The 15361-nt window shown below is 46.2% G+C and carries 8 protein-coding genes; all 8 read left to right on the top strand.

Going from position 1 to position 15361, the window contains the following annotated elements; genetic code table 11:
- The 8 genes from ASG93_RS03040 to ASG93_RS03010 all read left to right on the top strand — a co-directional run bounded on the left by ASG93_RS03040 (position 1) and on the right by ASG93_RS03010 (position 15234).
- A complete protein-coding gene (locus ASG93_RS03040) occupies positions 1-318 on the top strand; it encodes a cytochrome C oxidase subunit IV family protein (RefSeq protein WP_056828681.1) in 318 nt (105 codons plus the stop codon).
- 75 nt (positions 319-393) lie between these two features.
- Positions 394-1251 carry a cytochrome c oxidase assembly protein gene (locus tag ASG93_RS03035; RefSeq protein ID WP_056828678.1) on the top strand — a complete coding sequence of 286 codons (858 nt, stop codon included), beginning with the start codon at positions 394-396 and terminating at the stop codon, positions 1249-1251.
- Between the two features lie 9 nt (positions 1252-1260).
- Complete coding sequence (locus tag ASG93_RS03030) at positions 1261-1722, top strand: DUF420 domain-containing protein (RefSeq protein ID WP_047687104.1); 462 nt, start codon at positions 1261-1263, stop codon at positions 1720-1722.
- A 126-nt stretch (positions 1723-1848) separates the two neighbouring features.
- The gene (locus ASG93_RS03025) at positions 1849-2754 is read left to right on the top strand and encodes an ABC transporter ATP-binding protein (RefSeq protein WP_056828676.1); all 906 of its coding nucleotides are present in this window, start codon (positions 1849-1851) and stop codon (positions 2752-2754) included.
- On the top strand, positions 2747-4033 hold the full coding sequence (locus ASG93_RS03020; RefSeq protein WP_056828673.1) for an ABC transporter permease: 1287 nt from the start codon (positions 2747-2749) through the stop codon (positions 4031-4033). The genes ASG93_RS03025 and ASG93_RS03020 overlap by 8 nt, the downstream gene beginning before the upstream one ends.
- Before the next feature lie 758 nt (positions 4034-4791).
- Entirely contained in the window at positions 4792-5049 is a 258-nt protein-coding gene (locus ASG93_RS34775) for a hypothetical protein (RefSeq protein WP_156410770.1), read from the top strand.
- Positions 5050-5135: 86 nt separating this feature from the next.
- Positions 5136-5315: an ATP-binding protein gene (locus ASG93_RS33780; protein WP_414858834.1), complete on the top strand. Its 180-nt coding sequence runs from the start codon at positions 5136-5138 to the stop codon at positions 5313-5315.
- A gap of 268 nt (positions 5316-5583) precedes the next feature.
- On the top strand, positions 5584-15234 hold the full coding sequence (locus ASG93_RS03010) for a glycoside hydrolase (RefSeq protein ID WP_056828670.1): 9651 nt from the start codon (positions 5584-5586) through the stop codon (positions 15232-15234).
- Positions 15235-15361 lie beyond the last annotated feature (127 nt).

Genomic DNA, 15361 nt, shown 5'->3' with positions numbered 1-15361 from the left:
ATGAGCAGCAATTCTCATGATACACACGCACCTAGCAAACGAGTTAAGCATGAATCACCATTGAACCATTACTTGTCTTACATTATCTCGATTCTTCTCACGATGTTGGCTTTCGCTGTCGTTCTTTACGGAGACTTGGATCGTTCCTTTATTTTAATCTTTATCGTTACTTTGGCACTTGTGCAAGCTTTGATCCAGCTTCTGTTCTGGATGCATGCCAAAGAAAGAGGACACTTATTCCCGCTAATATTTATCGGGGCAGGAGCTTTCGTAGCTCTGACTGGTGTTGTTACAGCCGTATATTGGATGTGGTGGTAAGCCATCAGGAAGAGGCAACTTTGTCTAGACAAAGTGCCTCCTCTTTTTTTAGCAGAAAGGAGATAGAGATTAGCTATGAGCCAAATTGGTGGATTTTTCGATTTGTGGAATCCTGTTACACTGTTGGTGGTCGTCGTTGTCGGATATGTCTATAGTCGATTTGTCGCTAAGGGGAATGGGAATTTCGCAGATGCCGAGCCAGTTTCGGTTAAGCAGAAGCTATGTTTCTATACAGGGCTCGCCCTGTTCTACATAGGACAAGGGAGTCCGATTAACTACATCGGTCATCATTATTTGTTCAGTGCGCATATGCTGCAGCAAACGATTGTTTATTTAATTGTTCCTATATTTATATGGTTAGGTACGCCTGCTTGGGTGCTCCGTCTCTTTATGCAAAATCGTGTATTCCGCGGCACATTTTCATTTTTCACACGTCCGCTGATCGCGCTGTTTTTGTTCAATATGTTATTCTCCATCTATCACATGCCTTTTATTATGGACGGTTTGATGAAGAATGATGTGTTACTTGTAAGTTATCATACGGTGCTTCTGATCACTGCGTTCATGATGTGGTTCCCTGTATTTTGTCCACTTCCGGAGCTCAATCGCTTGAATGACCTGAAGAAATTGGCGTATATTTTCGGCAATGGTATGTTGTTGACACCTGCCTGTGCGCTTATCATATTTGCTGATTCGGTCATTTATGAGATGTATTCGAACGTTACTGTGCCTTTTGCTCATTTGTCTCCGCTCGATGATCAACAACTTGGAGGCGTTATTATGAAAATCATCCAAGAAATGGTATATGGAGCTACACTTGCCTATATTTTCTTCAGATGGTACCGTAGAGAGCGTAAGGAAGATGACGATATGGAGCTTGTTGAGACACAAGAGAGCTTGAATAACCAAGGCGGGAATTGGAATCGCGCTTAGAAAGGATTTATGGAGATGCACATTTTACCAACTATTTCTACGATGTTTATCGTTATCAGTGCCATATTTGTTGGTTTCGGCTGGTATCATATTGTAAGAGGAAATCGGGAAACGCATCAAAAGCTGATGGTTCTTGGAGCAATCTTCGCACTGGCGTTTTTCATCATTTACATGTCCCGTACCTTGTTTGAAGGAAATACGGCATTTGGCGGGCCTGAGAGTCTGAAGCTGCCGTATCACTTATTCTTGTTCTTCCATATTACGCTGGCAACGGTGGGTGGAGTGCTTGGGTTAATCACATTATGGTTTGCTTACAAAAACAAATTTCTAAAACATAAAAAAATCGGACGAGTCGCGGCGATTGTATGGCTGCTTACGGCGCCTACGGGCGTCTTGGTGTATGTTTTGCTGTATTTGATGTATCCAGGTGGGACAACGAAGCCAGTGATTGATGCGATTTTTGGCTTGTAAAGAGAAGCTGAATGTGTGAGTTATGCTCACAACATTCGGCTTTTTTTATATCCCGTTTTTTCCAAATATTGTGGTAAACTAATTCATGTGCAAATTATCACGTTATCTAAGGAAGGTGGTTAAAAGGTGACATATCCTTTGATCGTTGATCATGTAACGAAGCAATACGGGGAAAAAACGGCAGTGAATGACATCCAACTTCGTGTAAAGCAGGGCGAGATATATGGGTTGCTTGGGGCTAATGGAGCTGGGAAGACAACGACGATGCGGATGGTATTAGGTCTTATCTACCCGGATCATGGAAGCATAAAGTGGAAGGGGCAAGGCTATCGGGAAGAGCTGAGACAGCTGATGGGCTATTTGCCAGAAGAACGAGGTTTGTATCCGAAGGTCAAAGTTTGCGATCAGATCATCTATTTAGGAGAGCTGCGTGGTCTTTCCCGTAAACAAGCGGAAGCAAATTTGAAGCTGTGGTTGGAGCGATTTGACGTCCCCGAATACTACAACAAGAAGGTAGAGGAGCTCTCCAAGGGAAACCAGCAGAAGATCCAATTCATCGCTGCAGTCATACATAACCCGGAAATACTCATTCTGGATGAAGCTTTTAGTGGACTTGACCCTGTGAATGTGGAACTGCTGAAAACAACTGTGAAAAGCTTACGCGACAAAGGAAAAACGATACTTTTTTCCAGTCATCGTATGGATCATGTGGAGGAGCTGTGCGAGCATATTTGCATTCTGCATCGTTCCAATACGCTTGTGCAAGGCAGCTTGAAGGATATTAAAGCAACGTTTCCCAAAGAGAGAATCATACTGGAGACCGAGAATCCGATTGAAGATTTGGAGAAGCTTCCAGGCGTTACTGCGGTTGAAAAGCATCTGACTGGGTATGAAGTACGTATTCGTGACGCGGCGGCGGCACAGCATATTCTCAAACATGCCATGGGGCAGTCCAACGTATATCGGTTTCAGTTGATGGAACCAACGCTAAATGAAATCTTTATCCAGAAGGTGGGGAGCGCCCATGAATAGAATCATGACCGTTATTCAATTCACTTTCATGACTCGTTTTCGGTCCAAATCGTTTCGTGTGATGAGTGTGATTCTGATTTTGCTATTATCCATTATGATTCATTTGCCTGCACTCATTGATAAACTTTCTTCCCATGAAGCGACGAAGATTGGTGTCTTCGAGGGCAAACAAACGGAGCTTGCTGGTAAGCTCGCGGCATTTTATAATAATCAGCCGAATCCGGATATTGTGATTATTCCACTTCGTGATGCAGGTAGTACGGCAGCGAATGAAGCCTTAGGTAAGCAGCAGATCGCTGATGAGAAGATCAAGGGATATTTGGAATTTACAGATGTCGTTACAGCTGGTTTTCCGAAAATGGTGTACAAATCCGAAGGCACGATGGAATTTTCGTTAAAAGGCAAGCTTCAGACCGCTCTTCAGCTTATTAAAACAGACGCAGCCCTACAAGGAGCAGGTCTCGCAGCCGAACAAAAGGCCAATATTCAAGCTCCGGTTTTCTTAGAGACTGTGCAAATCTCAATCAATGACAAGGCTTTATCTGGTAAAACGGAATCACAAATGGTGATGTCCTATGCGCTTGTATATGTCATGCTATTCATGCTTTACATGGGGGTAATCGGCTTTGGCAACATGGTTGCGATGGAAATTACATCGGAAAAAAGCTCTCGTGTGATGGAGCTGCTTATCACTAGTGTATCGCCGCTCAAGCAGATGTTTGGCAAAATCATCGGGATCTGTCTGCTCGCTTTAACGCAAGTAGCTCTGTTGATTGCCGTAATTGTCATCAATTTAAATCTATCTGGCAGCAGCAAACTAATTACGGAGCTGCACCTTAATTGGTCCGATTTACAAATGTCACTTATCGTATATTTCTTAATCTTCTATCTGTTAGGGTTCTTCATCTATGCAACTGTTTTTGCAGCTGTAGGTTCGCTTGTTAGCCGAACGGAAGATGTGGGTCAGGCTATTATGCCAGTCACCATGCTCATTGTGGCAGCCTTCATGATTGCCATGTTCGGACTGAATAACCCAAATGCCGAATTCGTTGTTACGATGTCGTTCGTACCGTTCTTTTCACCGCTTATCATGTTCCTGCGCATAGGGATGAGTAGTCCATCTATTTGGCAAATATGGCTATCCATCGCCATTCAATTGGCATCAATCGGTGCTATGGCTTGGCTTGCTGCTAAGATCTATCGCACTGGCGTGTTGATGTACGGCAAACGTCCATCGTGGCGGGAGCTGCGGAAGGCTATGCAGGCGTATAAGGTGTAGGGAAGTAGATTCATGAAGGAAAAGCGTATATACGAAGCAATCCCGAATTAATGCTGTATCCAGGAATCATGATTCTCCTCGTCGTAGTTTCCTTCAATGTAGTGGGGGAAGCTCTATCTGAACGATTAGGCGTTAAGAGAGACGGATTAAAAAAGGGATGAGACCATTGGTTGAAGAAAAAGGTAATATTCTACAGGTGGAGAACCTGCAAGTAACAGTAAATACGGGGCAGGGAACGCTTCCCCTTATTCATAACATCAATTTCGCACTAAAACCCGGTCGTGATGATGTATCCTGGGGCAATGATAATAATTATAGTCATGGCTTTCCACCAACTAGGGGAGACGCTAAGAGATCGACTAGATCCTAATTTGAGCTAACTCCTTATTCTAACAGAGCGAGTACCCCTGAAGGGGAGAAAAGTTTCGTGATGATTAAATCCCTTGACCAATTGGTTAAGGGATTTTGTTGTTCTATTGAGAAAATTGATGGCGGAGGAATTAGTGAAAGTTTAGCTATTGATTGAACCTAGGTAAGTGCCGTGTGCAACTATAGAGTTTAACCATAGACTGTTTTTGTGAGTCAACATCACAAAAATAGTTGGATATGTGAGATCCTGCCTCGACCAATGGAACCAGTTTGTCAATAAGAAGAAAGGCTTTAATCTGGAATAATCTTGTCTGGATTAAGAACTCGATTCTTTTGTTTAAAAAGAAATGAAAAAGGTAATTCATCAAATGAACAAAGGAGAGAGATGAATGTCTAAAGAATTCCATTTAACTACAACTCGAAGAGTACCTTTGAAAACACAAAAAAGGATAAAAAATATTTCCCCTGGTTTGATTGGAAGAGTTGTTGTTGTTCGAACACTATTTAACACTTTCACAGGTTGTTTATTAAGTGTTGGGCTAAACTCAATACGCATACGGATTTTTAGCGGTATTGACAGATTATTTATAACGATTCGAATTCCAATTGGTATTATCATTGATATATTTCGTTTTCCATGCCCGTGATGAGGCAAATATAAGTCGAAGAAAGGAGCCAACGCGGCTGGTTGGGCACACCAAGAATGACCTGAAGCCTGCTTCTCCTAGAGCATTTGCCCGTTATTTTTCAACGATTTTATCGTGTGGACGATTCCCGAACAAGAAGTCAAGGAGGAACAGGACTGGGACTGTCTTTATGTAAATGGATTGTAGAGGCTCAAAAAGGATCGATTGAGGTTCGTAGTAAGCCTCATCAAGGAACTACAGTGATTGTAAATTTGTTAACTAGTTAATCCCCTCATACAAGGATCGTCTAATTTGTGAAATGTATAAGAAATCAGTGAATTATTGAAGGAAAAAAGCTGTGAGATAATATTCACGGCTTTTTTATATGGGCGAAGTTTACAAAAAGCAAAGTTTTGTTATAGATTTTGATGTTTCCTTTAATGTAAGCGATTTCATTTATTTCTATACTATCCTTATTGGCTAATGATCAGAAATCAACTGCCTATGAAATGGGTTTCATAACGAAGCGATAAATGGATTTGAAGGAGGATAAAGATGTTAAAACGAACCCTGGCAATGATCACTTCCGTTCTGGTAGCGGTAAGCCCTATTGCATCGACAGCAACGCATGCTGCAGATGTTAACAGGACTTTAGTGAACATCAATGCAAGCTCAACTTTTCAAACTATTGATAACTTTGGCGCTTCAGACGCGTGGTCTATGGATCCGATTGGAAAGGAATGGTCTGAAAGCAATAAAGAGAAGATTGCCGATTTATTGTTTTCACAGGACAAGGGGATCGGCTTATCAGGTTGGCGGTTTAACATTGGAGCTGGTTCCAGCGATACGGATGAAGGTATTATTACGATCCCTTGGAGAAGGGCGGAAAGTTTTAAGAAAGATGAGAATAGTGCTTATGATTGGTCGAAGCAGGCGGGCCAGCAATGGTTTTTGAAAGCAGCAAATGATAGAGGTGTTAAAGATCTTATTGGATTTGTGAACAGCCCGCCAGTATGGATGACCAAGAACGGACATGCCCAGCCGGATGCTTCCGTAGGTTCTACCAATCTTAAATCGGGGTATGAGGGCAAGTTCGCCGGGTTTTTGGCGGATGTTATGGATCATTTCGATAAATCAGGCATTCATTTTAATTATGTTAGCCCCATAAACGAACCTACTTGGGATTGGAATGGAGCCGGTCAAGAGGCGAACCGCTATAACAACACGGATATCATTAATGTCATTAATAGTCTCTATGCAGAGCTCCAGAATAAGAATTTAATGACCAAAATTAGTGCTCCGGATGGCGTAGAAATCCTGTCCCTGCTTGACGATGCCAAATATGCGCAATTTATGGCCACCTCTCAAAATCCTAACGATAACAAACTGCAATATCAGGGAGGAAGCAATAAATTAAATGTAGGCAAGTACCGGGAATATATAAAGGACCTTCTAGGCAACCCGGAAATAGCTTCGAAAATAAGTAACAAGATCGCTTCACATTCTTATTGGTCGGATACAGTTTCGGACCGGAATGGGGACCGCTTGGGGGAATTGCGGAAGCTGCTGTGGGAGAATATTCAAAGCACCTTGCCGGGTTCCTCCTACTGGATGAGTGAATATTGCATTCTGGGCGATGTCGGGGAAATGCAGGGGAATGGAAGGGATTTGGGTATAGATCCTGCACTTTTGATAGCGCGTACGATTCATTATGATCTGTCTGTTGCGAATGCATCCGCTTGGCAATGGTGGACGGCTGTATCCAAAGGAGATTATAAAGATGGTCTAATCTATACGGATTATGGTATGCCGGGAGACGAGCAATCCATCTATACGTCCAAAATGTTATGGGCGCTCGGGAACTATAGTAAATTTATTCGTCCAGGCGCTAAGCGGATAGCCATGAGCGGATTGGCGGAGAATGATCCCAAGGGGCTGATGGGGTCGGCATATTTGCATGAGAGCAATCATAAATTGACTTCCGTCTATGTGAACTATACCAATGAGGATAAACCGGTTACCGTTCAACTTAACTCTTTGCCGGACGGAAAAAAAGTCTATCATCTTACGCCGTATGTGACGAACGCAAATGAAAGTTTGGCTCAGCATGACATGGTAACGGCCGATGCAGACGGGACTTTTCAGTACACCATTCCCGCGAGGTCCATTGTGACATTGGACGGCAGCTATGTGTCGACTGACCAGGCACCGGAGAAACCGGGTATTGACTCCGTCAAGTCCTTGAATAAAGCAGCAGAAATCAAGATACACGAGGTTGCAGGAGCTGAAAGCTATAAGATCGTCTACGGTACATCCCCGGACAATATGAATATGACTGCAGGTCCTGTGACGGGTACAAACTACACGCTTCTTGGGCTAGAGAATCAATCTGCCTATTATTTGCAGGCAATAGCAGTGAACCGGAACGGTGACAGTTCACCTTCGGATACGGTATCCGTGACGCCGAAGCTGAGTCCGCCACAACAGGTTTCCGCTAATCCCGTCGATGGAGGGGTCGAAATCGGGTTCTCCGGCGATCCTCATGTTCCGCATTATCTGGCAAAGTGGGGGACCGCCAGCGGTACATACATCGGTACTGTAGAGATCGCAGGCCAAGATGGATTATATAAAGGCTCCCTGACAGGATTAACCAACGGAAGTTCCTATTACTTGGTGATCCAAGCTCAGGACGGGGCGGAATCCAGCACCTTGTCCCCCGAGATGACAGTAATGCCTACTGTACAACCGCCAAGCAAGCTGATCACCATTCCAGGCGACGGCAAAGTTCAACTTGAATTCCCCGAGGTGCAAGGCGTCACCCGCTATTCTTTGGAGATGACGACGGAGAATGGGGAGCCAACCATCTTAGAGCTCCCTACGAATTCTGCAACTGTTGATCATCTGACCAACGGACAAAGTTATTCCTTCCGAGTCTCTTCTGTTGGTGTAGGTGGAGTCGGTCAACCAACAGCGAACATTCAAGCAACGCCTCAAGCCGAAGCCATTACGTGGGAAGATGATTTCCAGAATTCTTCCATGAGTTCCTACAATCCGGACGTCAGTGTATGGAATATAGAAAATGGTTTGCTGAAGCATCAATCCGGAGGAGATAACCAAGGAGAGCTTTCCATCAAAAATGTCAATATAATTGACGGAACTATCTCTGTTACGGCCAAACATTCGGAGTTAGGCGCCGATTGGGGAATTGTATTCCGCGGCACGGATTATAATCATGCTTATTCTTTCGTATTTGAGAACGATGCTCTGTTCTTGCGGAAGAATGGTACGAATTTGACCAAACCGAAGGCCTTCTCGGCTAAGCTGAACCAGCTGTACCAGTTAAAAATCGTTTTGGATGGTCCGCATATTCAGGCATATTCGGATGGCGAGCTGATCTTTGATGTGCTGGATTCCACTTACAGCAGCGGTATGGTGGGACTGCATAGTTGGAGTAATGCGCAGTTTAGCTATTTAAAGGTTACCCGGGCGGATGGCTTAATGAAAGCTCCGGAGATATATACCGTTCATATCGGCAACCATCGGATTGACCTGAAGTACGCGGAAGTCGATGGGGCAACCGCCTATACGGTACAATACGGCACAACATCCGATAACTTGCAGAATACATTGGCCGTAAGTGGAGGAAATGCTGCAGTAACCGGACTTAGCAATAATCAAGTTTATTATTTTAAGGTTGTGGCCACGAATGGCAGCATACAGACCGAATCAAGTGTAAAATCGGGTGTACCCCGCGATATCCAGGAACCGCAGCTGCTTTATTATGTGGATGCTGGTGACGGAAGTCCGGGGACTTTAGAAGATGGAGAGTCATTTGGGGCCCTGAACGGAGTGGAGGATCAAGCCTACGGGGTGGATCCGGTTACTGGGAATATGTGGGGCTATGCAGCTGATGGTGATGCCACTTGGGCCCGAACAGACGCGAGCGGCAATTTCGAGACCATTCGGCAATATGACGGGAACGACTTGAATAAAGGTCTTGCCTATAAATTCAATCTTCCTAATGGGACATATCGGGTTACGGTCGGATTCTTCGATCCTTGGCATGATAGTAACCGCAAGATGGATTTGACCATTAACGGGACAACGAAGTTAACGGATTATGTGATTGGCAATAGCCAGGAAGCAAAGCAGTTTGACTCCATCCCTGTGTCGAATGGTCAGCTTGAAGTGAAGGTTATCAAGAAGGCCGGCCCTAAGCCTATGCTAAGTTGGATCAAGGTAGAGAAGGATTTGCTTTATTATGTAGATGCCGGAGATTCGAGCCCTGTTAAATTGGAAGCAGGCGAGGAATTTGGTGTCCGAAACGGCGTGGAAGATCAAGCCTATCAGGAAGATCCTGTGACAGGATACAAGTGGGGCTATGACGCCGATGATTCTCAAACTTGGGCAAATCAAAATGAAGATCGCTGGAATAGCATTCGCCAGTACGATGGCAGTACAAACGGCAAAGGCCTTAGCTATCGGTTTGAAGTGCCTAACGGTATGTATAATCTGGATCTGGGTTTCGATGATCCTTGGGATAGTTCCGACCGGGTGATGGATCTTGAAGTAGAAGGACAAAAAGTTCTTACCAACTATTTGACCGGATCAGGTCAAGACGTGAAACGGGTAGTGGGTATTTCAGTTACGGATGGAGAGCTTGACGTAAAGATTACGAAGCAAGGCAACAGTAAGCCGCTTATCAGTTGGCTCACGGTTCAGCATGATAACGGCATTCCCGTTCAACCGGTTATCAAACGCGTAGTTGAAGGGGATTCCAAGGTTACCCTGTATTTTGACGAGACCCTTAATGCCACTTATGACCTTGCTTATGGCACAGATCAAGGAAGCCTTACGCATCATGTTTCTGTGTCGGGAAATGTCAATCATTATACCGCCCAGAACCTGACAAATGGCACACCGTATTATTTCGCGTTAGCTACGGTTAGAGGGGACTTGTCCAGCCCCCTATCTGATGTGAAAACATCGACTCCTGTGGGCCCTGCGGACCCTAATCTTTATTATTTTGTTGATGCGGGAGCGACGGCCGTTCAAAACGGGGTTACACTCGGCGTGAAACAATCGGTTCCCGATCAGATTTTTGGAGTTGACCCTATCTCCGGAAAAAGCTGGGGATATGTTGCGGATGACGGGAAAACGTGGGCCAAGAGCGATGAAACAGATCCATACCTGTCAATTCGCCAATATGACGGAAATGACAATGGGAAGGGAATCGCTTATAAATTTGAAGTTCCCCACGGAACTTATACCGTACAAATGGGTTTTGACGATCCTTGGGACTCATCATCCCGATTGATGGACATCTCTATTCAAAACGACCTCAAACTTCAAAATTATGTGGTTGGCGACAAGCGGGAGATCAAGGAATTTACTGTGGACGTGGACACGGACCAGCTTGAGGTAAAACTGGTTAAGGCAGGCTCCGACAAGCCTGCTGTAGGCTGGATTTCCGTACGTTATGTGAAGCCGCTTCCACCACCAGTCAACACAGGTCCGAAGCTATGGTACAAATTCAATGAGGGCAGTGGGACTACGGTGGGTGATTCTACTGGAAACGGCCATACCGGAACACTGAGTGAAGGCGCATCATGGGGAACAGCGAATAATGGCAGTGGTGCTGTCACGCTGAATGGAGTAGGCGGCTTCGTACAGCTGCCAAATGGGATTCTGTCTGATATAACGGATGTCACAGTGGCAACGAATGTGTTTATCGATCCAACCGTCAGCAATCCTTACTGGATCTTTACGTTTGGTTCAGCAGATGACCCTGCTTCGGCTCCCGGTACGAAATATTTTGGTATGCTGACCGATGGAAGCGGCAGTTCCCGTGTCAGCATCACGAATGACAGATGGTCTGCGGAACAGAACGTATCGAAGGGTTCATCCATTGCCAAGGGCGTGTGGAAGAATGTGGCTGTGACCTTATCCGGCACCACTATGGCCTTCTATGAGGATGGGAACAAGATCGCTGAAAAATCAAACGTAACGCTGTCTCCCAAGGATATGGAGGCGACTATAGCCAACTATATCGGCAAGCCTGCTTATCCCGCAGATCACTACTTGAAAGGGCAGATCTCTGATTTTCGATTATATAACCGCGCTTTATCTGCCGATGAAATCAAGCATGTCTGGATGGAGTCTCTGACCGATAGCGAGGCTGTTCAGGCGGTTAAAGATGGGTTGAATCTCGGTGATACTACGGCTGTGGTCAGCAACTTGACGCTCCCGATTACCTATGCAGCCGGGGTGAATATAACATGGAGTTCCGATCGTACGGATATTATAACCGTTGATGGCAAGGTGACCAGGCCATTGGACGCAGATACGACAGTTCATTTAACTGCAAGTATCAGTAAAGGGTCTGCGACGGACACCAAAACCATTACGGTAACCGTTTTGAAAGCAGGAGATGTGGTCGGGCTGGATTCCCGCTCCTATGTGCTATTTTTCAACCAAGCACACGAGACGAAAGTTACTGTAACCCATCCGAACGGATCCGTGGAAGATGTTACGGGTTTAGCCACGTATGAATCCTCGGATTCGAATGTTGCCAAAGTTGACGGTTCGGGAAGGGTGATGGGGCTCCATAAAGGAACTGCAGTTATTACGGTTACTTACAAAGGAGAGACATACCCAGTTACTGTAACGGTACAGAATGAAATGTTGCTTTGGTACAAACTGGATGAAACCAGTGGTACTTCTGCAATAGACTCATCGGGGAATGGGAATGACGGGGTACTCAAAAACGGAGCTACCTGGGGACAAGGAATTGGAGGCAGCTCCCTTCAATTAAGTGGCGGTTACAATGGCGCCTATGTACAAATGCCAAATAACCTTCTCCAAGGGGTTGACGATTTAACGATATCGGCCTTCATGAAGATGGATGCAACGGCAACGGCGCCGCAATGGCTGGCGACATTCAGCAATACGACTAATGGATATATCTACTTCGCGCCGACTCTGAGCGGCAAGTTCAGATACGCCATCACGCCTACGAACTGGAGCGGAGAGAGTGGTGTAGCCAGCAGTTCAATTCCTGTCAACTCCTGGAGGCAGGTTGCAGTGACCTATTCTTCCGTGACAGGAACAGCCACCTTGTATGTGGACGGAGTTGCCGTACAAACCAATGAGATTTCTAAAAAGCCGAGCAGTCTGGAACCGACCAATGCCAACTTTATTGGCAAGCCGTGGCCTAATTATGGCGACCCCTATTTTAAAGGCAACGTTAGCGACTTCCGCCTATATAGCAGGGCATTGAATGCATCGGAAATTCAGGTGATCTATGGAAGCAAGTTGGGCGATATGTTTATTACAGATCAGATGGATCTGACCCTCGGGGATACCAGCGCTGTACAAGACAACTTGACGCTCCCGTCCAGAGGTTTGTATGGAAGTGCCATCACCTGGACTTCGAGCAATGAAGCTGTGGTCAATAGCCAGACGGGAGCGGTAACACGTCCTGCAGCGGTCTCCGGTAACGCAACGGTAACGCTGACGGCGACGCTCAGTAATGGTCAGGCGACAGCAACCAAAACCTTTACTGTAACCGTCATGAAGCAGCTTGCAGATGCTGAGAAATTAAAACACGATGCTGAGAAGCTGACGGTGCATAACATCGACGATGTCCGCGGTAATCTGACATTGCCTGTACAAGGTGACTACGGCTCCTTGATTTCATGGCACTCAGAGGATGCTGCGGTTGTTACACCGACCGGTGAGGTGAAACGTCCCGTATCGGGCAGCGGTGATGTGGAAATCAAGCTGACGGCAACACTCCGGTTGAATGACGAAGTTCTAACCAAGGCGTTTCTTGCTCATATCAAGGAGTTGCCGGCGAAGCCGGACTATGCAGGCTATCTGTTTGCCTACTTTATCGGTGAAGGCACGAAAGATGGCGAACAGCTCTACATGGCATCGAGTAATGGGAATAATCCACTGAACTGGAACAATTTGAACAATGGCAAACCTGTATTTACGTCTCATCTGGGTGAAAAAGGGGTTAGAGACCCCTCTATTGTGAGGTCCCCGGACGGCGATAAGTTTTACATGATCGCAACGGATCTTAATATCTATAGCAATGGGGATTGGACTCGGGCACAAACAACGGGCAGCACTTCATTGTTGATCTGGGAATCTTCGGACCTGATCCACTGGTCCAACCAAAGGCTGGTTAAGGTATCTTCCGATTTGGCAGGAAATACTTGGGCACCGGAAGCGTTTTATGACAAAACGACTGGAGAATATGTGGTATTCTGGGCATCGAAGATCTATAGTGATGCATCAAAGTCGGGCAGTCCGAACGAACGAATGATGTATGCGAAGACGCGGGATTTTTATACCTTTACGGAAGCCCAAGAGTATTACAATCCCGGTTATTCGGTCATTGATACAACGATGATTGAAAATAACGGGAAGATTTACAGATTTACCAAGGATGAGCGTGATTTCAACGCTACCACTGCGCCTAACGGAAAGATGGTTTTCGAGGAATCAGGTAACGCCATTTTCGGCAACTTCACTATGATTAAAGAAGGGATCGGGAAAGGGAGCATCCCTGCTGGAGAAGGACCACTGGTGTTCAAAGCCAACGGAGAAAATAAATGGTATCTGTTCATCGATTACTTCTCCGGCGGGGGTTACAAGCCTTTCTATACCACTGATCTGGCATCAGGCATATGGACACCGGCTTCTAGCGGATACAGCCTCCCAACGCCGGCGCCGAGGCATGGAACGGTGCTTCCGATCACAGCGGAAGAGTTGGCGAGAATCACTGGGACGCTACCGGTAGAAGTTGCACCTGCAGTAAGTGAAGTGACTAACGTGACGCTGGATCAGCAGGCTCTCGCATTAAAACCCGGGCAGACAGCTGGGCTGAAGGCGACCGTTGTCCCCGACCTTGCAGGGAACAAGACCGTCCTGTGGTCAAGCAGCAATGAATCGGTCGCCATCGTGGGCAACACGGGAAATGTGACCGCGATCGGCAGCGGAACTGCTGCGATTACGGCGACTACGGTGGATGGCGGAAGGATTGCCACGGCTCAGGTCACGGTTTTACCTGTAATACCGCCAACGACTAGCGATGACGCTCCTGCAGGCTGGGTGAACAAAGACGTTACGGTAACGCTCACGGCTAGTGACAGCGGCTCCGGCGTAGCCGGCACCTACTACACCGTGGATGGCGGTGCAGAGCAACAAGGCACCTCCGTTACCATCACGGCCGAGGGCAATCATATGATCTCGTATTGGAGCGTTGACAAGATAGGCAACGCCGAATCCCCCCATACGGCGGTTGTACAGTTGGATAAAACCTCCCCAACCATCACAGGCGCTCCGACGACTAGCGCAAACGCGAGTGGTTGGTACCCCAGTGATGTGACGGTTCATTTTACCTGTACGGATGCCTTGTCCGGTACTGCTAGCTGCGCGCAGGATAGCACCATCTCTACCGAGGGCGCGAACCAAAGGGTGAAGGGAGACGCGGCGGATAGTGCAGGGAATACTGCTTCCGTTACAGTGAACGGAATTAGCATCGACAAAACGGCGCCGACAACGTCCGACAATGCTCCCGCAGGCTGGTCGAACAAAGACGTTACAGTAACGTTCACGGCTAGCGACAGCGGCTCCGGCGTAGCCGGCACCTACTACACCGTGGATGGCGGTGCAGAGCAACAAGGCACCTCCGTTGCCATCACGGTCGAGGGCAATCATACGATCTCGTATTGGAGCGTTGACAAGGTAGGCAATACGGAGTCACCACATACGGCAGTCGTGCAAATTGACAAAACGGCACCTTCATTGAATTTGGTTTTGGATAAAACAACTTTGTGGCCGCCAAATCATCAATTGATTACTGTGACAGCAAGTGTATACACCAATGATAGCCTTTCTGGAATCTCATCTATTGTTCTTACATCCATCACAAGCAACGAGCCTGATAATGGGTTAGGTGATGGAGATAAGACAAACGACATCCAAGGCGCACAATTCGGTACATTGGATACTGAATTTATGCTTCGTGCTGAACAATCTGACAATGATAACAACAAAGATAACCATAACGATAAAAATAAGGGAAAGGACAAAGGACGAATATACACCGTCACCTATACAGCTATTGATTTTGCAGGAAATAAAACGACCAATACAGCGACTGTTAAAGTTTCAAATAACCAATCTAGCAAGTAAGGATGGAGCTTGCGAATCGAAATATAAGAATTTATATGTTTTGGGTTTTGGGGTAAGCGAAGCTTACCCCTTATTTATTTGAGTTAGGAGAAAGGTCGGAATACCTGAACTTGAGGGATTTGATTGG

Origin of the sequence: Paenibacillus sp. Soil787 (genome assembly GCF_001429545.1) — a bacterium.
Lineage (GTDB): Bacteria > Bacillota > Bacilli > Paenibacillales > NBRC-103111 > Paenibacillus_E.
This window is presented reverse-complemented; position numbering and strand designations above follow the sequence as displayed.